17 protein-coding genes and 1 pseudogene are annotated in these 20,246 nt (G+C 65.6%); 14 read left to right on the top strand and 4 right to left on the bottom strand.

Translation table 11 applies throughout. The features are described from left to right. Position 1 precedes the first annotated feature (1 nt). Together BST40_RS15845 and BST40_RS15850 are read left to right on the top strand one after the other, a co-directional pair. Positions 2–1,284: pseudogene (locus tag BST40_RS15845) on the top strand (MFS transporter). Between the two features lie 278 nt (positions 1,285–1,562). Continuing rightward, positions 1,563–2,696, top strand: coding sequence for a PPE family protein (locus BST40_RS15850; RefSeq protein WP_075548635.1), 1,134 nt, complete (start codon positions 1,563–1,565; stop codon positions 2,694–2,696). A gap of 6 nt (positions 2,697–2,702) precedes the next feature. Here the strand turns inward: BST40_RS15850 and BST40_RS15855 are convergent, their stop codons facing one another. Together BST40_RS15855 and BST40_RS15860 are read right to left on the bottom strand one after the other, a co-directional pair. Further along, positions 2,703–3,770 (bottom strand): cation diffusion facilitator family transporter, encoded by a 1,068-nt coding sequence (locus BST40_RS15855; RefSeq protein ID WP_082275561.1) that lies wholly within the window; start codon positions 3,768–3,770, stop codon positions 2,703–2,705. Positions 3,771–3,984: 214 nt separating this feature from the next. After that, complete coding sequence (locus tag BST40_RS15860) at positions 3,985–4,923, bottom strand: glycosyltransferase family 2 protein (RefSeq protein ID WP_142276742.1); 939 nt, start codon at positions 4,921–4,923, stop codon at positions 3,985–3,987. Positions 4,924–5,401: 478 nt separating this feature from the next. On the opposite strand from BST40_RS15860, the gene BST40_RS30135 reads away from it, so the two are divergent. Both BST40_RS30135 and BST40_RS15865 read left to right on the top strand, forming a co-directional pair. After that, positions 5,402–5,566: a hypothetical protein gene (locus BST40_RS30135; protein ID WP_158006375.1), complete on the top strand. Its 165-nt coding sequence runs from the start codon at positions 5,402–5,404 to the stop codon at positions 5,564–5,566. A 32-nt stretch (positions 5,567–5,598) separates the two neighbouring features. Beyond that, complete coding sequence (locus tag BST40_RS15865) at positions 5,599–6,747, top strand: PPE family protein (RefSeq protein WP_482805261.1); 1,149 nt, start codon at positions 5,599–5,601, stop codon at positions 6,745–6,747. A gap of 683 nt (positions 6,748–7,430) precedes the next feature. Here BST40_RS15865 and BST40_RS15870 read toward each other — a convergent pair. Next, the gene (locus BST40_RS15870; RefSeq protein WP_075548634.1) at positions 7,431–9,407 is read right to left on the bottom strand and encodes a cytochrome c oxidase assembly protein; all 1,977 of its coding nucleotides are present in this window, start codon (positions 9,405–9,407) and stop codon (positions 7,431–7,433) included. 161 nt (positions 9,408–9,568) lie between these two features. Between BST40_RS15870 and BST40_RS15875 the strand changes: the two genes are divergently transcribed. The 10 genes from BST40_RS15875 to BST40_RS15920 all read left to right on the top strand — a co-directional run bounded on the left by BST40_RS15875 (position 9,569) and on the right by BST40_RS15920 (position 18,866). Further along, entirely contained in the window at positions 9,569–10,207 is a 639-nt protein-coding gene (locus BST40_RS15875) for a DUF5134 domain-containing protein (protein ID WP_083154726.1), read from the top strand. Positions 10,208–10,332: 125 nt separating this feature from the next. After that, complete coding sequence (locus BST40_RS15880; protein ID WP_075548633.1) at positions 10,333–11,439, top strand: ABC transporter permease; 1,107 nt, start codon at positions 10,333–10,335, stop codon at positions 11,437–11,439. A gap of 81 nt (positions 11,440–11,520) precedes the next feature. Next, complete coding sequence (locus BST40_RS15885; protein WP_075548652.1) at positions 11,521–12,219, top strand: ABC transporter ATP-binding protein; 699 nt, start codon at positions 11,521–11,523, stop codon at positions 12,217–12,219. 100 nt (positions 12,220–12,319) lie between these two features. Next, the gene (locus BST40_RS15890) at positions 12,320–12,982 is read left to right on the top strand and encodes a peroxiredoxin (RefSeq protein WP_075548651.1); all 663 of its coding nucleotides are present in this window, start codon (positions 12,320–12,322) and stop codon (positions 12,980–12,982) included. A gap of 29 nt (positions 12,983–13,011) precedes the next feature. Next, entirely contained in the window at positions 13,012–14,157 is a 1,146-nt protein-coding gene (locus BST40_RS15895) for a LuxE/PaaK family acyltransferase (RefSeq protein ID WP_075548632.1), read from the top strand. Between the two features lie 3 nt (positions 14,158–14,160). Beyond that, positions 14,161–14,559, top strand: a complete 399-nt coding sequence (locus BST40_RS15900) for an iron-sulfur cluster assembly scaffold protein (protein ID WP_075548631.1) — start codon at positions 14,161–14,163, stop codon at positions 14,557–14,559. A gap of 64 nt (positions 14,560–14,623) precedes the next feature. Beyond that, positions 14,624–15,760, top strand: coding sequence for a cysteine desulfurase family protein (locus tag BST40_RS15905; RefSeq protein ID WP_244174393.1), 1,137 nt, complete (start codon positions 14,624–14,626; stop codon positions 15,758–15,760). After that, positions 15,757–16,863, top strand: a complete 1,107-nt coding sequence (locus BST40_RS15910; RefSeq protein ID WP_075548630.1) for an ABC transporter permease — start codon at positions 15,757–15,759, stop codon at positions 16,861–16,863. Before BST40_RS15905 ends, BST40_RS15910 begins: the two co-directional genes overlap by 4 nt. A 15-nt stretch (positions 16,864–16,878) precedes the next feature. Continuing rightward, a complete protein-coding gene (locus tag BST40_RS15915; protein WP_075548649.1) occupies positions 16,879–17,193 on the top strand; it encodes an acyl carrier protein in 315 nt (104 codons plus the stop codon). A 29-nt stretch (positions 17,194–17,222) separates the two neighbouring features. Next, entirely contained in the window at positions 17,223–18,866 is a 1,644-nt protein-coding gene (locus BST40_RS15920) for an AMP-binding protein (RefSeq protein ID WP_167381694.1), read from the top strand. Between the two features lie 13 nt (positions 18,867–18,879). Here BST40_RS15920 and BST40_RS15925 read toward each other — a convergent pair whose 3' ends face one another. After that, on the bottom strand, positions 18,880–19,686 hold the full coding sequence (locus BST40_RS15925) for an SDR family NAD(P)-dependent oxidoreductase (protein WP_075548629.1): 807 nt from the start codon (positions 19,684–19,686) through the stop codon (positions 18,880–18,882). Positions 19,687–20,246 lie beyond the last annotated feature (560 nt).

Raw genomic sequence — 20,246 nt, forward strand, 5'->3', positions numbered from 1 at the left:
GATGGGAATTGTTGCTCAGTTCCGCAGCTTCAATCATCCCAGCCGCGTGCTGATGGTCAACCAGTTCGCGATCAATGTGGGCTTCTACATGCTGATGCCGTACTTGGCCGGCTATCTGGCGGGCCCGCTCGGGCTGGCGGCGTGGGCGGTGGGCCTGGTGCTGGGTGTGCGCAACTTCGCCCCCAGCAGGGCATGTTTTTCGTGGGAGGGACGCTGGCCGACCGGTTCGGCTACAAGCCGCTGATCGTGGCCGGATGTCTGGTGCGTACCGGCGGATTCGTGCTGCTGATGCTCGCACAGTCCTTGCCTATTGTGATAATCGCCTCGGCGGCAATGGGTTTCGCTGGTGCGCTGTTTAATCCGGCAGCGCGCGCCTACCTGGCGGCCGACGCCGAGGACCGCAGGATCGAGGCGTTTGCGATGTTCAACGTCTTCTACCAATCGGGGATTCTGCTCGGCCCGCTGGTTGGACTGGCTTTGGTGGCAATGGACTTCCGGGTATCGGTGATGGCCGCTGCGGTCGTTTTCGCGGCCCTCAGTGTCGCGCAGCTGTTGGCGTTACCCCCGGACAAAGCCGGCCGGGCCGCGGGCAGGGCACGGTATGCGGAGAGGAGCTCGGTCATCGAGGACTGGCGCGCCGTGTTGGGCAACCGATCGGTATTGTGGTTCGCCGCAGCCATGATCGGCGCATATGTGCTGGAATTCCAGATCAACCTCGCCCTTCCGCTGCATGCGTCGCGGCTGGCGCCGCACTCCCAAACCTCCTTGGTGGCAGTGCTATTCCTGATTTCCAGTTTTGTCACGGTGGCCGGCCAGCGCCACCTCACCCGCTGGTTCGGGGCGCGGTGGGAACCCGGGCGGAGCCTGCCCATCGGAGTCATGGCGCTGACGGGATCTTTCGTGCCCCTTGCGGTCGTTCCCAACGAGCAACGGTTCGGTACTGCCGCCGCGGTGCTGGCGCTGTTGCTGTCGGCGAGTCTGCTCGCGCTTGCCGCGGCGGTGGTGTTCCCCTTCGAACTGGACAGGGTGGTCTCGTTATCCGGAGACCGGCTGGTGGCCACCCACTACGGCTTTTACAAGACCGTTGTCGGAATCGGTCTGCTCATCGGCAACCTGGTGATCGGGGTGCTGCTGAGCGCGGCACACCGCTTTAACGTCGACGAATTTGCCTGGGGGGCATTGATTCTCGTGGGGTTAGTTGCGGTGGCGGGCCTGTCTCGGCATGGCAGGCACACCGCACCAGCGAGCGGGCCGGGGCGGGCCGTGGGAGTCGCGGCCGGGTGATCGCCCGCGGCCTTCGTGTCAGCGCTGTGGGCGAGTATCCAGACCGCTCCAGGCGATCTTGACACCAAGTTATCAGCTGATAACCTCAGGTGGAGGTTATCGGCTGATAACTCTCCACCGCCTTCTGTGCTGACTCAAGGAGCAACCTCCATGTCCTCGATGAATCTTGACGCCGAAAAGCCCTGTACTGATTGGCCATTGGCTATGCGGGTGCGGCTGAATGGAATCCGACCGGTGACGGCGCCACGGCGCCTTGTCGAAGCTGTTGGCGGTTAGCCATGCTGGATTTCGCAGCATTGCCGCCGGAGATCAATTCGGGTCGGATGTACGCCGGCGGCGGCTCGGGGTCGTTGCGGGCCGCGGCCGCGGCGTGGGAGGTGCTGGCCGCCGACTTGTACGCGACGGCGGTCGAGTACCTGTCGGTGGTGTCGGGACTGACCGAGGGACCGTGGCGGGGGTCCGTATCGGCGTCCATGGCTGCGGCGGCGGCGCCGTATGTGTCCTGGCTTGCCACCAGCGCGTCCCAGGCACAGCACGCGGCGAGCCAGGCCAGGGCGGCCGCGCACGCCTATGAAATGGCGTTTCAGATGACCGTTCCGCCGGCGGAGGTGGCGGCCAACAGGACGGTGTTGTCCTCGCTCGTCGCGACCAATGCGCTGGGTCAAAACACCACGGCGATCGCGACCACCGAGGCGCAGTACGCCGAAATGTGGGCTCAGGACGCTGCCGCGATGTACGCGTATGCGGCCGCCTCCGCGGCCGCATCCCGGGTGGCGCCCTTCGCCGACCCGCCGCCGACCACCAACGAAGCGGGATTGACCGCCCAGGCCGCTGCGGTGGCCAGGGCCGCCGAGTCGGACGCGCAGCTGACCATGCTGTCGCAACTGCTGTCCCGGGTGCCCCAGGCCCTGCAGGAACTCGCATCACCGATGTTGTCCATGGACCCACCGGATTGGCTGGACTTCATATTTGTCACCGCTGCGCCGCTGATCCTGAGCTCGGTCAGTTCATGTTTGGGGCTGACCCAGTCGCTGGCGTCGCTCTCGCTGGTGGCGGGGTCGGCGGCGCAGGTCGCCACCGGCGACGCGGCGTCGTTGGGTTCGGCGCTGGCGGGTGGGATTGGTTCGGTGGCCGGTATGTCGTCGGCCGGTGCGGCGATGCCGGCGAGTTTGGGCGGAGCGGGATCGATCGGCGGGTTGTCGGTGCCGGCAAGCTGGGCCGCGCTTCCCGCGGCCGGCTCTGCCGCCGCGGCGCTCCCGACCAGCTGGGGCGTGGTGCCCGAAAGCGCGCCAGGCGCGCCGGGGATGCCCGGTGTTCCGATTGCCGGGACATCCGGGCAGAGCATAGGCGGTGCGGTACCGCGATACGGCTTTCGTCCCATGGTCGTGCCACGTCCGCCGGCGGCCGGATAGCGCACTTCACGCGGACGAGCGCCCAGGCGGGCAGGCGCTGTTGCCGTTTGGGTGATCGGCGGGGTACGCGTGGATCAGCGCCGTGGTGAGTTTGGGGACGGCGTGGACGAGATCGTGTTCGGCGTCGTGGGCAATGCGGTGTGCCGCAGCCAGGCTCAGGGTTGGCTCGATGTCGAGTTCGGCGTCGACGTGCAAGCGGTGGCCGATCCAGCGCATCCGTAGGCTGCGAACTGCTCGAACCCCGGGCAGTGCGGCCAGGGCGGTTTCGGCAGTGTCGATGAGGGCCGGGTCCACGCCGTCCAGCAGGCGGTGGAAAACGTCGCGCACCGCGGTGCGCAGCACAGCCAGAATGACCACGGTGATCACCAGACCGATGATCGGGTCGGCCAGCGGGAAGCCCAGGGCGGCAGCGCCGGCGGCAAAAAGCACGGCCAGGGAAGTGAATCCGTCGGTACGGGCGTGCAGGCCGTCGGCAACCAAGGCGGCTGAGCCGATGCGTCGGCCGACGCCGATCCGGTACAGCGCGACCCATTCGTTGCCGACGAATCCCATTAGACCGGCCAGGGCAAGCCAGCCGACGTTTTCGACGGGCCGGGGGTGGATGAGCCGCACGACGGCCTCGTAGCCGGCGATGACCGCCGACATCGTGATCATCGCTACCACGAATAGGCCAGCCAGATCCTCGACACGGCCGAAGCCGTAGGTGTAGCGGCGGGTGGCAGCCTTGGTGCTCAACGCGAATGCGATCCATAGGGGCACCGCGGTGAGCGCGTCGGAGAAGTTGTGGACGGTGTCGGCTGCCAGGGCAATCGACCCGGAGATGAGCACGACGGCAACCTGGGCGAGCGCGGTGATTCCCAGCACCAACAGGCTGATCTTGACCGCACGGATCCCGGCCGCACTGGCTTCCAGCGCATTGTCGATGCTGTCGGCGGCGTCGTGAGAGTGCGGGGCGAAGATCTCTCTGACCACGGCTCGCCACCCTTTGCGATGGTCGTGGCCGTGGTGGTTGTCCGAGTGATTGTGACCATAAGTGGCCGCGCCGCTGAAGGTTTCGGTGTGATGGTCGCTCATTTCCGACGTGCCTTTCGCTGCGGAAGGTCGGCGGTGATGCCCCGACCGGCGCGGGCCGGCCCGCCCGCTCGGCGAACTGGTTGACCAACGACTCGTCGTCGCCCACACTCCGGAACCTCACGCGACACGCGTGAAGCCCACATACCTGCGTTCATGCGCAGATACTAAACCATGGCACCAGGTGGTGCCATCGCTTATCTCGTCATGCCAGCGTTCAGACTGCCGCCCAGACCCGCCGAGCCCGCAGCCCAGCGGCGATGGTGAACCGGCCGCGCAGCCTTGAAAACGTGAACCGATTGTTCTCGGCGTCATAAAAGAACCGCAGTGTTCGGACCGGGAAATATCCGAGCATGAGAACGGTAATCGTGATACGCGCCGAGCGGCTCTTGACACCGTGCGCCTTTGTGGTCCTGGTATAGCGCGTGGCATATCGGAAAAAGTCGAGCGGTGAGCATTCCACCCGGCGGCCAGACGCGCCCGCCACCATCGTGGATTCGTACGCGATCTCGAAATTGTTCTTGAAAAGCGTCAGCGCAAGATCGATGTCTTCGTGCAGTCGGTCTTCCAGGTCCAGCCGCGTGAGATGACGCACCGCCTGCCACGCCGAGGTCCGGATTGCCATGTTGGCGCCCAAGAGGAACCGTTGATCGGTTGCCGTGCGATGCAGCTTGCGGCGGACCAGGTGGTCGATCCTGAATATCAGCCAACGCAGTGGAATGTCGTAGTAATGGACCGGGCCGGTGGCCGCATCGACGGCGGAGTCTTGAAAACACCGGCGAATCGTCTCGACCCAGTCTCTGTCGACGATGGAATCGGCGTCAATCCGGCCGATGATCTGACTGCGCGCATGGTCGAACCCACAGTTTCGCGTCGGCGCGATACCTAGATGCTCAGTTTGGTTGACCAGCTGTATATCGATATGGGGGTTCGCTTCTTGATACCGGCGCACGATCGATACGGTGTTGTCACTCGACTTGTTGTTGACAACGATTATCTCGTCCGGTGCCGATGTTTGGTCCAGGCATGCCTCAAGACATTTGCCGATAAAGCGTTCTTCATTATGCGCGGGGACAACGATTGCCACGGACGGCCGCTCAGACATCGCCATGACCTCGCTAGATCGCAATGTCGCGCCGAGCCGGTCTGATGCCAAAAGCAGCAGCGGTACAACAAACCTCGGCTAATGAATTGGCGTTCGACATACGCCTGTCCCGCGGGTCGTCAAAAAGGACTTTGAGCCCACATCGGTTATCGGCCGATAGCAACACCAGTCGATGATATCAGTTGATAACTGGCCGCCAAAGGCCGGTTTGCCAACCGGCCCGCAACCTCGCCTGGATGGCAGCCTCTGGCCACCCGCGAGCACCGAGCGAGGGCCACGGTCGCCAATATCCGATCAACAACCCTTGACGCACCAGGTATCGCCCGATAACCTCGGTATCAGTCGATAACCGATGGCCGGCGCCGGCGTCGGAACATCAACCACGACACGTCGCAGCGGTTATCGGCATGCTCCGTCACGCCAACGCAGCCGGCGACGGAGCTCCCGCGGGCTTTCAGACCACTTGATTGGCAACAACTTTGATCACCCGTGCGATTGTTCGGGCTTCGCGGAACTGAGGAGGAAGCGGATGTTCGTTGCGGCGCAACCGGCAATGCCGCCGACGTCGACGAAGCGTTCACGCGGTGGGCCCGGCGCGGCGCGATATCGGGTGGTCAGTGCTTTGGCCGCCTTCGGGACCGGCTCCGGTTCGTACGCCGCCGCTGCGGCCGCCGGCGCGATGACAGCCCGCTAAATCAGCCGAGCTGGGACGAGGGCACACACATGATGGATTTCGGAGCACTACCACCGGAGATCAACTCCGCCAGAATGTACGTCGGTCCGGGTGCCGGCTCGCTGCTGGCCGCGGCGGCGGCGTGGGAGTGTCTGGCGGCTGATCTGTACTCGCTGGCCGCGTCATACGAGTCGGTGATCTCGGGGCTGACGGTGGGTTCCTGGCTGGGTCCGGCGTCGGTGTTGATGGCGGCCGCGGCGGCGCCGTATGTCGCGTGGATGAGCGCTACCGCGACCCAGGCCGAGCAGGCCGGCATCCAAGCCATGGCGGCGGTGACCGCGTTCAATGCCGTGTTTTCGATGACGGTGCCGCCACCGGTTGTCGCGGAGAACCGGGCCATGCTCATGACACTGGTCGCCACCGATATCTTCGGGCAGAACGCCGCGGCGATCGCGGCGACCGAAGCGCAGTACGCGGAAATGTGGGCCCGCGACGCCGCCGCGATGTATGGCTATGCGGCTGCCTCGGCGGCCGCATCGACGTTGACGCCGTTCGAGGAGGCCCCGGAAACCACCCGCACCGATGGGCTGGCCCGGCAGCTCGCACTGGTCGGGCAGGTCGAAGCCGCCGCCATCAGGCAGCTGATGTCCGTGGTGCCGCGGGCGCTACGAATGCTCAGCGAGCCGGCACCGTGGAACTGGCTGGTGGAACTGTGGAGGGAGATCTCGCCGCACCTGGGCACCTTCAGAGACATCGTGTCAATTGGGCAGAACTGCGTTTCGGTGACCAACAACACGCTTGCCATGACCCAGATGGGCGCCGCGATGTCCAGGGTGGTGCCCGCCGCGATCAGCGAGGCTGCCGGCGCCGCGGCCAAGGCGATTGCGGGCGGGACGACAGCGGTGGGGTCGGCTTCCGGCGGGCTGGCCGGTTCGGGGTTGGCGGCCGGGTTGGGCCGGGCCGCTTCGGTGGGCTCGTTATCGGTACCGCAAAGCTGGGCCGCGACCAATCATGCGATCAACCCGGCTGTGCGGGCGCTGCCCGCCACCAGCCTGGGCAGCGCTGCGCAAGGCGCGCCGGGACACATGCTGGGCGGGCTACCGCTCGGGCCGACACCCTCCGGCGGTGGCAGCGGTGTCAACAGCGCGTTGCGGATCCCGCCGCGCGCCTATGTCATGCCCCGAATCCCAGCGGCGGGCTAGCACTGCGGGTTCGGGGTGCCGATTTCTGCCCACCCGTTACCGACACATTCGTTGCGCCCCTTGGCTCGTCGCTGATAGGCGGGCATATTGTCAACCGGCTAAGCCTGGGTCCGCGTGATTGCTTGGACCAGGACTCTGGGTAGCGCGGTGGCTAGATGCGAAGTCGCACCATCGACATCTTTCATACCGATGTCAGGCCGAGCAGGTAACCGGTTTGCCCGCCAACCAGCCACACGCTTAGGCGCACAACAGATCCGTCACTGAAAGCGGTTGTGGGACTGCGGCCCCGATATGGGGAACTGATCACGCCGAGTGTGCGCTCACGGCGCCGACAGTGCCGTCAAGGCGGTCGATCATAGATTTTCCCGCCCTACGCACACAGCCAAAGCCGTCATTGCACACCCGATACAGCGGCATGACGCCAAATTCGGTGAGGACGCGATATCCCCCGAACGCCCGCCATCACAAGCGATTTGAGCGAAGGAGCGGTATCGGCGTGCCAATCACACAGCCAACGTGGGCATGGGCATCATCGAAGGCTGGGCGCGAATCATCGCTGACCAGCCGCATGAGACGGGCAAACCCAACACCGCAAACCCGCGGATACCGGGGTGGCCGATGCGACGAGTCCGAAATGAATCCGACTGCTGCTCAGCAGCTCCGGCCCCAGGATCCGGCCCGCATCATCGACGCATCCGGGAAAGTTCGCGAAGCATCGCGTTGTAGGCATCCAGGTCGTCGTCGGCGTAGTTGCTGTCCGCATGCCGGTCCTCACGGGTGGCGACACGCCGGTCCTGGCGCGCCCACTGCGCCACTAGCGCCACGATCACGATGACAATGGGCAGTTCGGTTGCACCCCAGGCAATTCCGCCGCCAAGATGCTGATCGGCGACAATACTCGGCAGCCAGGGAAGCGCAACCGACTGGTAAAATCCGCTGCCAATCGCCGATGACATGGTCATCAACGCGATGCCGAAGAAGGCGTGAAATGGCATGACCGCGAACAGCAACCCGATCCGACCCGGATAGGGAAGCCGGCGTGGTCCCGGGTCGATACCGATGATCGCCCAGTAAAAGAGGTACCCGACGATCAGGAAGTGGACGGCCATGAACTCGTGGCCCCAGTGATAGCGCACCAAAATGTCGAACAGCGGTGTGAAATAAACGATGTACGGCGAGGCCACAAAGAGGATGAACGCGGTGATCGGATGCGACAAGAACGCTGTCACCCGCGAATGCAGCAGCCAGGTCAGCCACTCGCGGGGGCCGGGCGGCTGTCCGTCACCGGCTGCGGGCAATACCCGCAGCGCCAAGGTGACCGGGCCGCCCAACACCAGCAGCACCGGGACGAACATGTTCAGCGTCATGTGCTCGGCCATGTGGACGCTGAACATCGCCGACCCGTAGGCGCGCATGCCCGAGCTGCTGGTGAAAACCAGGACGATACAACCGATCAGCCATGCCATCAATCTGCCGACGGGCCAGGCATTGCCGTTCATCCGCAGGCGCACGTAACCGACCACATAGCCGACGGCGAGCACCACGCCAAGTGTCCCGACCAGGCTGTCGAACCGCCACTCGGTGAGCAACGTGGCGACGTTCGGCGGCTCCGGCAGTTCGTACCCGAGAAAGACGTCCCACGCCGAGAACTGGTGGGTGACATACCGCGGCGCGGTCTGAACCGCCATCGCGGCCACCGCAGCCATCACGGCCATCATGGCCACGGCGCCGGCGATACGGGCACCGCCGGAATCCCCGGGCCGGACGAATAAGCGCCAACAGTCCGATAACCACACCAGCGCTACCACCAGGCCCGCCGCCAGACCGAGGCGAGCAAAGTCCGAATCCAACGACCATCCCGGGATCAGCAGATACAGCAGCACCGCTCCGTAGGACAGGGTCAACGCTCCGCAGGCCACCTGCATCACCCGCACAGCCCGACCCGGCGGCGCGGTGGCCACCGCAGTGGCCGTCTTCAGCCCGGTCAGCGCGGCAAGGGCCAACGTGAAGACAATCGCGGCGCTGGTGGTGTAGTCATGGTCCGGCCCCTGCCCCGCGTTACCGGTGACCGCCGTCGCAACCGCGGCGATCACGGTGGGGATGAGCAACACGAAATGGCCGACCCATCGAGTGGTGAGCCGCAGCGTGACGGTGACCACCAACGCGCCGATCGCCGCCACGATCCATGCCCGTGCGACCTCAGAGGCGCCGACGGCGTCGAGCAGCGCTCCACCGCCCAACAGCTGCGACGGCGCCACACCGGCATCGTGGGCGGCCTGAATGACCACCATCACCACCGCAAGCCCCAGCCAGGCAACGGATAAACGCTCTGCCACAAGGTGAATCCGGAATGCCGCCGCATCGATCAAGCCGTCGTGCTCCGGGCGCGACCCGATGACGACGTACAACAAGGCACCCAGGCACACTGCGGTCGCCAACGACGCCAGAAAGTATCCGAGCGGCTCCGCGACGCAAAGCAACGCACCCGGATAGGGGTTACCCGCCGTGGCATAGCGGCGCGCTCCCGACGCCAGCCCGTAGCCAGCCAACACCCCCGAGATTCCGATCAGACCAAGAAGCAGCCCGGCCAATGCCCACGAGATCGACCGCGGGGCCGGCGCCGCCGACGGCGAACGGTCAGCGGTCGCGTCGGTCTGCACCCCACGAGCTTACGACCCGATGTCGCACCGGGCGCCCGTTGCCCAGCCTTGGATTCGCCGGCCTCACCGACCGATGGCGGACCGCATATTCTTCGGAGGCTGTCGATACCGAGCCTGAAAGGACGTCATGACCTCCCCGCACCCCGGCGATCGAGCTCCACATGGTCGATGAACTGCTGCTTCGTTGGCTGGTGACCGGACTTTTCATGCTGGGCGGCGCCAGCTACGTCGTCGCCGCGATCGGCCCGCGGCGACGGTGGGTCTACCTCGTCAGCAATGGGCTGCATCTGGTGATGGCGATTGCGATGGTGGTGATGATTTGGCCCTGGGGTCTCCATGCGCCGACGACCGGACCCGCGGCCTTTTTTCTGCTGGCGGCCGGGTGGTTTATCGCGCTGACCGCCGTCTCGGCCAAGACGATCGCACAGTGGACGGCCGGCGGCTACCACGCATTGATGATGCTCGCTATGACATGGATGTACGTCGTGATGAACGGTCATCTGCTGCCCGGCAACCCGGTCACCCCCCACCAGGCATCGACGGCCAACTCGATGCCTGGCATGCAGATGTCTGCGATGCCCATGCCGGCGGACAGCATCCAGCCGGGATGGGTGGCCTCCGTCAACTGGTTGTGGTTCTTGGTCTTCACGGTCGCGGCGATCGTGTGGGCCGCCATCTCCATGGCCGGATGGCGGCGCGGTGGGACCGGCTGCACGCGCGACGTCCTGGCGCAGACCGGCCGGATATCGATGGCTCTGGCGATGGCTATCGTTTTCGCCGTCCTGCTCTTTGGTGGTTGACCGGACTACACCGGCACTCGTGGCGCATCCGACAACTCCCATGGAACTTCTTGCGGCTCGCCGGCGACTACCTGCTTTGTGGATTGGGTTACCAGGTTCGCGTGTGAGCAAGGGCTTGTAGCTGGGTGATCGTCGCCGTCAAGAATCTCGTCGCTGAACGTGCCCGGTTGGTGTTCTCGGTGTTGGGAGTGGGGATCGCGGTCCTGTTGGTATTGGTGATCTCGGGCATCTTCGTGGGCACCACTAATCGGGTCACGACCTACATCGACCACTCCAGGGGAGCCGTGTGGGTGGTACAACCCGGGGTATCGCAGATGTTCAAAGCGGTGTCGTGGTTACCCGGCGACGGCAGAAACCGCCTGCTGACCGTCCCCGGGGTGCAATCGGCGGATCCGCTGCTGGGATCACCGTCCGATTTTGTGCACAACGGCACCCACACCGCCTACTTCGTGCTGGGCTATGACATCCGGACCGGCGCGGGTGGCCCGTGGTCGCTGGCGCAGGGCCGCAACGTCGCGCGCTCCGGTGAGGTGGTGCTGGACCGGGTGCTGGCTACCAAGAACGGAATCCGCCTTGGCGACAAGGTTCGAATCGTCGACGAGAATTTCACCGTCGTCGGGCTGTCCAACCAGACCGCCGCGGTGACGAACTACTACGCGTTCATCTCGCTGCCGGACGCGGCGCGGCTGCTGCGGGCCGGAAATCGGGTGTCCTACTTCCTGGTTCGGCCCCGGGACGGTTACACCGCGGAGCAGGTCGCCGCCGCGATCCACCGGGACGTGGCGGGCATGGATGCGTTGCCCGCCGCGGCCTTTGCCGAAAAGAGCCGCGACATTGTCGTTTCCATGATCGGACGGCCGTTGAAGACGATGATCGCGATCGCGGTGTTGGTGGGTGTCGCGCTGGTGGGTTTGACCGTGCTGGCGGTGACCAATGAGCAGCTGCGCGATTTCGGGGTGCTGCGCGCCCTGGGGGTGCGCCCAATCCAGTTGTGCCGCACAGTTCTTGCCCAGGCGGCGGTGATCGCCGGGCTGGGCTATCTGGCCGGCGCCGCCGTCGCCTACGGCGCGCAGTTCCTGATCGCCGACCGCCTGGGCGACGTCACCGTCGAGATCACCCCCACCATGCTGGCCGCGATGGCCGCCGCCACCGCCGTCATGGCCCTCCTCGGATCACTGATCCCGGTGCGCCGTGTCGTGCGGATCGATCCCGTCACCGCCTTTAGACGCTGACCCGAAGTGAGGATGCCCATGCGCTGCCCGGTGTGCCATCACAACGCCTCGGCCCCCCGATGTGCTCAGTGCCGCAGGCCGATTCCGGAAGACACGTCGGGTCCGGTGCTGCGACTGAGTGATATCACCGTTGACTACGGCGACGGCGCGACGGCGGTGCACGCTCTGCAGGGCGTCGACCTATCCGTCCAACGTGGCGAAGTGGTCCTGGTGGTCGGGCCCTCCGGGGGCGGCAAGACCACCGCGCTGCTGGTGATGGGCCTGCTGCTGACCCCCGACGGCGGCTCGGTGCACATCTGTGGCCACGACGCCGGCCGGTTGTCCGAGCGCCGGCGTGCCGAGCTGCGGCTGGCCCGGCTGGGCTATCTGTTTCAGGACTACAACCTGTTGCAGTCACTGACCAGCGTCGAAAACATCGCGCTACCACTGCGTTACGCGGGTGTACGCAAAACCGTGGCGATCGCGCGGGCCCAGCAACTGCTCGACGAGCTGGATCTGGGGCATCGCGCGCAGCACCGCCCCGCGGCATTGTCCGGAGGCGAGAAACAGCGGGTGGCCGCGGCTCGTGCGCTGGCCATGGGCCCGGACGTGATTCTGGCCGACGAACCCACCGCCAACCTCGACTCGGCTACCGGAAAGAAGGTCAGCGCGCAACTGGCCGGCGCGGCCAAAGCCCAGGACTCCGCGGTGGTCATCGTGACCCACGACGCCCGCCTCGAAGACATCGCCGATCGAGTCCTGCACCTCGAAGACGGTCGACTACTGGCCGCCGCGACCTAGGAGCCGAACTCACAGCCCCCCAATGTTTCCCGAGACACCCGAAGCGAAAGGCAGCGGCCGCGCCGCTGATGGCAACACTCGACCGGATTGGAGCGACTTCATGACACTGACGATCGGCAGCACCGCCCCGGATTTCGAAGCGACGACTACCGAGGGACCGATCAAGTTCCACGAGTGGATCGGCGATAGCTGGGCAGTGCTGTTCTCCCATCCCCGCGACTTCACCCCGGTATGCACCACCGAACTCGGCTATCTGGCCACCATCAAGCCGGAATTCGACCGTCGCAATGTGAAGATCATCGGGCTGTCCACCGACCCGCTCGACAGCCACGCCGCATGGTCGAAAGACATCGCATGCACCAGTGGTACGGCGCCCAATTACCCGCTGATCGCCGACACCGACTACGCCGTATCCAAGGCATACGGGATGTTGCCCGCCAACATCGCGGGCGACCCCAGCGAACACCCGCCCGCCGAACTTGCCACCCTACGAAACATATTCGTCATCGACCCGAACAAGACGATCATGCTGGTGATGATCTACCCCATGACGACCGGCCGAAACTTCGACGAGGTGCTGCGGGCGATCGACTCACTTCGGCTGTTGAACAACGGGTTGGCTACCCCGGCCCAGTGGCGGCAGGGCGACGACGTGATCATCGCTCCCTGGATCTCCGACGAGCAGGCTCGCCACACCTATCCCGACGGCTGGCAGGGCCCGCTTCCTTACCTGCGTTACGTTCCAAGCCCCCAAGGGCTTTAGGTCTGGCTGGGGGGCTGAAGGAGAAGGTCGTGGATTTAGTCACCATGCTGGGCATGCCTGGTGATGCGTTGCGCGCACCGGCCGCCGAGACGCGCACGTCGCTCACCGACGTGCTGCGCAAGGCATTTGAATATCACTTTCAGCGCAACGGCTTCTATCGCGCGCAGTGCGACGCCGCGGGGGTGACGCCGGCCGACATCCGCGACTACGACGACCTACACCGGATCCCGCTGCTGCCGGTCGGCATGTTCAAACAAACCGGTGCCCACGTTCTGCTGACGTCGGGCCTACAAGACATCGAGATGGAGATCCGGTCTACGGGCACCGGCGGAGTGCCGTCGGTCGCTCGCCGGGATACGTTGACCGTGACCCGGGCATCGGTGGGGCTTTTGGGCTGTTATCGCGACTTCTTCGGCATTTCCCATGGCGCGGGACTGTTCCTCTGCCCGTCGACGGCCGAGGTGCCCGAAATGGGCATGGTCAAGGTGTTCAATCTGCTCACCGGGCTGCTGGACGATCACAGCTACCTCGTCCGCGACTACTCGTTTCGCCCCGATGAGGCGTTGGCCCGGCTGCGCCACTGGGACGGCAAGATGACCAGGCACATCGTCGGCCCCCCGTTCATCGTCGCCCGCTTCATGAGATACCTGGAATTGGAGGCGATTTCACTGACCCTGGACCCCGAATCGCTGATCATCATGCTCGGCGGCTGGAAGCAATACACCGGACGCTCGATCAGCCGTGCGGAGTTCAACGACAAGGCCGAACGGTTGCTGGGTATCGACCGGACCCGGATCCGCGACATGTACGGAATGATCGAATCCAACATGCTGGCCATCGAGTGCGAGCACCAACGCAAACACGTCCCACCGTGGTGCTATCTGTCCATCCGCGACATCACCGACCCCACAACCGAACTCGGGACCGGAAAGACCGGTGGTATCGCGATCCTGGACGCACTCAACACGGCCTATCCCGGCTTTCTGCTATCCGACGACGTCGGCGAGGTCGACGAAGGCACCTGCCCCTGCGGCCGAACCGGCCAAACCGTGCAATTCCGCCGCCGCCGGCATGGGGCCGAATTGGGTTGCTGCGCCGTCAGTATCGAGAAGTACCTGGATTCCCGCGAGGTGGTCGCCGAATGCGAACTCGCCCAGACAAGCCGGGGGGGATAAACGATGCCGCGATACAGCCCCACGGTGGTCGATCACTTCACCAACCCCCGCAACTGCGGGCGGCTCGCGAACCCTGACGTCTGCGCCTTCGTCGGCAACCCAGTGTGCGGCGACCAGATTTTGCTCACCGTACGCGTCGAGGCGGACGCTGTCAGTGAGGTTGCGTTCGAGGCGTATGGCTGTTCTGCTTCGCTTGCTGTCGGATCCATCCTGACCGAGCGCCTCGGCGGCATGACGATCTCTGACATTGCCGCCCTGGACGCCGCACGAATTCTGCAATGGTCGGGCGGGCTCGGACCTGACCAACAACACGTCGCAGTGCTGGGTGCCGACGTGGCCCACCGGCTCGCCGACAACTACCGCAAGGGAATTCACGACGATGGCACCTGTTTCGCCGGTTGACGGCCGGGCGGTCGTGTCCGCATTGCCGATCCACCCGGGTACCGATGGGGTTGACGGCCTCTACTTGGACTATGCGGCCACGGCGCCATTACATCCGGCTGCGGCCCGGGCTGTCCACGCCGGCCAACAGCTGCTGGGCAATCCGTCGAGCGGCCACGCGGCGGGGCGCGCGGCCGCCGACGCGCTGCGCGACGCGCGCCACTCGATTGCCCGGCTCCTGGGGGCGACTCCCCACGAGGTGGTGCTGACTTCCGGTGGTAGCGAAGCGAATGCGCTCGCATTATGGGGAACGTTCGCCGCCCACGGGTTCACCGGTCACCTGGTGACCACCTCGATCGAACACTCGTCCGTCCTCGAAAACGCCCGCACACTCGAAGAATTGGGCGTCGCGGTGACGATCGTCGATCCCGGGCCCGGTGGTCATGTCGAGGCGGCGGCGGTCGCGGCCGCGATGCGCCCCGACACGGCGCTGGTATCGGTGATGCACGCCAACAACGAAACCGGCGCCATCCAGCCGGTGCGCGAGATCGCGGCGCTGGCCGCCCACGCCGGTGCGGCTTTTCACATGGATGCCGTGCACACCGCCGGCAAGCTCAGCCTCGACGCGGTAGACGCGTCGCTGATCTCGGTGTCGGCGCACAAGTTCGGTGGCCCGCGCGGGGTGGGTGCACTGGCCGTCCGCAACGGGCACCGACTGGTGCCGATGGTGCGCGGCGGGCCGCAGGAGAACCGGTTGCGCGCCGGGACCGAGAATGTCGCCGGGGCCATGGGAATGGCTGCCGCCGTTGAGGTCTGCCTGCGGCGCAGGTCGTTGGGCCACCGGTTGGGCATGCGCGAGCGTCGTGAGCAATTGATCCTGGGCCTGGCCGACGCCGGGGGTGTGCATGTCAACAGCACCGAACCGGTGCTGGAGGAGACGATCAGTGTGCGATTCGACGGCGTCCGCGCCGACACCCTGGCCGATGCGCTGGATATGCAGGGCATCTACGTTTCGACCGGGTCGGCCTGCCACGCCGGACACGACGCCGTGTCGTACGTGCTGACCGCGATGGGATTGACCGAACCGACCGCACGATCCACCGTACGGTTCTCCCTGGGTCCCGAGGTGACGCCCGACGACATCGACCGTGTGGTGTCGGTCACGACGCACGCGGTCCAGCGGTTGCGCGGCATCGCCGGTAAGACAGGAGATCGTCAGTGATCATCGCCGTCAAAAACCTCGTCGTCGAGCGTGCCCGGTTGGTGTTTTCGGTGTTGGGCGTGGGGATCGCGGTGCTGTTGGTGTTGGTGATCTCGGGCATCTTCGTAGGCACCACCAATCAGGTCACCACCTACATCGACCATTCCAAGGGCGCCGTGTGGGTGGTACAGCCCGGCGTCGAACAATTGTTCCGCGCCGTGTCGTGGTTGCCCGCCGAGGACAGAAATCGCCTGCTGACGGTTCCCGGCGTCCAGTCGGCCGATCCGATCCTGGGCCAACCGTCCGACTTCGTCCACAACGGCACGCAGACTGCGTACTTCGTGGTCGGTTACGACACCCTGACCGGTGTGGGCGGCCCGTGGTCGCTGGCGCAGGGCCGCAACGTCGCCCGCTCCGGCGAGGTGGTGCTGGACCGGGTGCTGGCCACCAAGAACGGAATCAAACTCGGCGACAAAGTCCAGATTGTCGACGAAGATTTCACGGTTGTGGGGCTGTCCAACCAGACCGCCGCACTGGGCAACTTCTACGCGTTCATCTCGCTACCCGATGCAGCGCGGCTGCTGCGGGCCGGAAATCGGGTGTCCTACTTCCTGGTCCAACCACGGGACGGCTACACCGCTACCCAGCTCGCCGCCGCGATCCACCGCGACCTGCCCGACATGGACGCTCTGGCCGCTGCCACGTTCACCGACAACAGCCGAGCCATCATCATTTCGATGATCGGGCGACCGTTGAAGACGATGATCGCGATCGCGGTGTTGGTGGGTGTCGCGCTGGTGGGTTTGACCGTGCTGGCGGTGACCAATGAGCAGCTGCGCGATTTCGGGGTGCTGCGCGCCCTGGGGGTGCGCCCAATCCAGTTGTGCCGCACAGTTCTTGCCCAGGCAGCGGTGATCGCCGGGCTGGGCTATCTGGCCGGCGCCGCCGTCGCCTACGGCGCGCAATTCTTGATCGCCGACCGTTTGGGCGACGTCACCGTCGAGATCACCCCCACCTTGCTGGCCGTGATGGCCGCCGCCACCGCCGTCATGGCCGTTCTCGGATCGCTGATCCCGGTGCGCCGTGTCGTGCGGATCGATCCCGTCACCGCCTTTAGACGCTGACCCGAAGTGAGGATCATGACCGAAAACCGTTCCGCGCTGATACTTCCCGAGGCCGGCGAAGTCATCGCCGCATTCCGCCACGCCCTCGAGAAGGTGCTGGCGCCCGAGGATCTCGCGCAGGTCGACCTCGACCGGGTCGACTCCGGAACACCGCTGCTCAGCCTGCCCATCGACTCGGCGGTACTGATGTCGTTGATGACCGAGCTCGAGGACAGGTTCGCGGTGTTCATCGACGAAGAGGCGGCGTTTGCGTTCCACACCGTTGCCGATGTCGCGGACTATGTGCGGCGACGGCTGACCGACAAGGCCGGCCGGCTGGCCGGCGCGTGAGCGTTTTCTCGCCCGATGTGCTCGCGCACGTGCGGGCCAACGCACCCGCAATGTCCAGTGGCGCAATCGATTACACTCGCCTGCTGCAGCAGGGCCTACAGCAGATCGATTTCTACGGCACCCGCGAACATCTCGCGACGCTCCCCGGGGACGCCCTGGTGCACCGGGTGCTCGTCCACGCCGGCGCACTCGCCGCCAGCGGGCTGAGCCGGGGCGACCGGATCGTGATGGTGTCGGCCAATACCGAGCAGTACCTGGCGACGCTGCTGGCGGCCCTGCTGATCGGCGCGCTGCCGTGCGCCGTCGCACCGCCACCCACACCGTCGCACGACGAGTCGGCGGGCGTTCAACACCTGCGTGCCGCGATCCGCGTCGTCGATCCCAAGCTGGTGGTAGCTCAATCCCGGGTTACAGCGGCGATACCGGATGCGCCCGTACTCGCTTATGAAGAACTCCACCACGCCCAACCACTTTCCTGGCCGACCGGCCGGCCACCCGAGCCGAGCGACCTCCATCATGTCCAGCTCACGTCGGGTTCGACGTCCGCCCCCAAGGCGGTGCTGCTGACGCACGGCAATGTCGCGCACAATGTCGGCGCCATCGGTTATGCGACGGCCATTGCGCGGGGCCACGACCGGGCTTTCAGCTGGTTGCCGATGTATCACGATATGGGCTTCATCCAGGTGCTCGGCGGGCTGCTCTACGGCTTACCGGTGGGCATCATGACACCCCTGGCATTCCTCCGCGACCCGCTGTCGTGGGTGCGGCACATGACGCACCATCGTTCGACCCATACCGCGGGTCCGCCATTCGCATACCGCGCCACTGCCGACGCTTTCCAACGTGCCAGCGGGACAACCGAAATCGATCTGTCCCCGCTGGCGTACGCGTACGTCGGCGCCGAGCCGATCGCCCACTCCACGGTGCGCTACTTCACCGACACCTTCGCTCGACTCGGATTGCGGCGCGACGCCCTGGTTCCGTGCTACGGCATGGCCGAGTCGGTGCTGGCCACGACTTTGGCGCTGCGACCCGCGGCCACGGCCGCAACGAATTTCGGGCGCGTCCGGGTGTGGGAATCGCGACCACGCCAGGTTGTTTCGTGCGGTAAGCCGGTGGACGGCCTGCGGATTCGTATCGTGGACGCCGACGGTGTGGAGCTGCCGGCGGGCATCGAGGGCCAGATCCAGGTGAGCGGTCCGTCGATCATGCTCGGCTATCGCAATGACGACGGCTCGGTCACCTGCCCGCCCGACGGCTGGCACGACACCGGAGATCGCGGATTCGTCTCCGAGGACGAACTTTTCGTGGTAGGTCGCAGCAAAGAGATGTTGATCGTCCGTGGCCGGAACTTCCCGCCCTACGACGTTGAGCGGACAATCGACGCCATGCCCGACATTGGCGCCGGGCATGCGATCGTCTTCTCGGTCCCAGATGCACGACGTGGCAGAGAATCCGTCATCGCCGTAATAGGCACGAATGCCACGGAAACCGAGCATCATCGAATCCGCGCCGACGTCGCGATGGCGGTACGAACCGCATTCGGGTTCTCCCTCGACGACATCGTGCTGGTTCCCACCTCAGAGATTCCCCGCACCACGAGCGGGAAACTGCAGCGGCTCCAGGCCCGTCAGCGATACCTGGGCCGCCACCTACACGTCGCGGCAACCTGACGGGCGCGCAAGCTCAACTGCGATTCAGCGCAGGGTGGTTGCGCGCCAGGAACGGCAGCATCCACTCGGGCGGCGCGATCCGGAAAAGACCGGCGGCGACGCGGTTCACCAGACCCGGGACGACGACGGCCCGGCCGGCGGCCAAACCCTCGATTCCGGCCTGAGCCACCTGGGCGGCGGGTTTCCACATGATGCGCGGCAAACTGTTTTCGGCTTCCTCCTTGGTGAATCCCGCGGCATCACCGAAGCCGGTGTCGACCGGTCCGGGACACAGTGCGGTCACCCCGACCCCGGTACCACGCAGCTCGCCGCGCAGGCTGTGGGTATAAGACAGCACGAACGCCTTCGCCGCGCCATATGCGGCTTGTCCGGGCAACGGACCGAATGCGGCCACCGACGCCACGTTGAGCACCGCTCCCCGACGACGTTCGACCATGCCCGGCAGGAACCTGCTGCACAGGTCGACGACCGCGGCCACATCGACTTCCACCAGGTTGAGTTCTTGGGCCGGAACGGATTTGGCCACGACGCCGAGCGTCGAGAGACCGGCGTTGTTGACCAGGATGTCCGGTACTAGGCCGAGCGCGACGACCCGATCCAGCAGGCTCGCCCGGTCGCTTCGCTCCGACAGATCGGCGGGCAACGGATGCGCATCCGGTCCCAACCGACCGGCGAGCGCTTCCAAACGATCGGCGCTGCGCGCCACCAGGACGACCTGGTAGCCACGCTGGGCGAGAATCCGCGCAAGTTCCTCGCCGATGCCCGAGGACGCCCCGGTGACGATGGCGGCGCGGTCATTTCCTGGTGGAGGAAGAGGCATACGGCGACCTTACCCGCCAACCCGTTGGGTTCTTGCCGCGTTGCCCGATCCACGCCCGATCCGGGACTGCCACACAGCGACCACGAGGCCTGAATGGGCCTGCTTGACCCACCGTCAGAAGACGGGGATCTGCCCTCGGGCCGCGGCAATCACTCTCGTGGACCTCGGGCTCATGCCGCCGTGTGTGCGATGACGGCTTTGAGTGTGCGTGTAGGGCGGGGACATCCCGCGGCGGCCCGCCCTGATGCCGCACTCGGCGCCATCACCGCACGCTCGGCGCCATCACCGCAGTCTCGGCGCCGTCAACACACGCTCGGTGCCGTCGGCACCGACGCAGGCAGACACCCAGATCGACGTGATCATCGTCGGCGGGCCGGCGCGCCCGAATGACGGATAGCGAATGCGACGGGATGGCCGAAACCTCCTAAGCGTCAACCCTGACCGCACCAGCCCCGATTCTCATCTCACCACACCGAGGCGCAGCCCCCTAATGCTTCCAGCGACAAACGAAGTCCTGCAACGGACTTGCCGTTAAAAGATGCCATAACCCCCCCCCCCCC

The organism is Mycobacterium persicum (genome assembly GCF_002086675.1).
GTDB classification, from domain to species: Bacteria; Actinomycetota; Actinomycetes; order Mycobacteriales; family Mycobacteriaceae; genus Mycobacterium; species Mycobacterium persicum.

Coding starts and splice junctions, on each gene's coding strand:
- BST40_RS15850 (WP_075548635.1), top strand. CDS start 1,563: ATGCTGGATTTCGCAGCATTGCCGCCGGAGATCAATTCGGGTCGGATG.
- BST40_RS15855 (WP_082275561.1), bottom strand. CDS start 3,770: ATGAGCGACCATCACACCGAAACCTTCAGCGGCGCGGCCACTTATGGT.
- BST40_RS30135 (WP_158006375.1), top strand. CDS start 5,402: ATGTTCGTTGCGGCGCAACCGGCAATGCCGCCGACGTCGACGAAGCGT.
- BST40_RS15865 (WP_482805261.1), top strand. CDS start 5,599: ATGGATTTCGGAGCACTACCACCGGAGATCAACTCCGCCAGAATGTAC.
- BST40_RS15875 (WP_083154726.1), top strand. CDS start 9,569: ATGGTCGATGAACTGCTGCTTCGTTGGCTGGTGACCGGACTTTTCATG.
- BST40_RS15890 (WP_075548651.1), top strand. CDS start 12,320: ATGACACTGACGATCGGCAGCACCGCCCCGGATTTCGAAGCGACGACT.
- BST40_RS15900 (WP_075548631.1), top strand. CDS start 14,161: ATGCCGCGATACAGCCCCACGGTGGTCGATCACTTCACCAACCCCCGC.
- BST40_RS15915 (WP_075548649.1), top strand. CDS start 16,879: ATGACCGAAAACCGTTCCGCGCTGATACTTCCCGAGGCCGGCGAAGTC.
- BST40_RS15925 (WP_075548629.1), bottom strand. CDS start 19,686: ATGCCTCTTCCTCCACCAGGAAATGACCGCGCCGCCATCGTCACCGGG.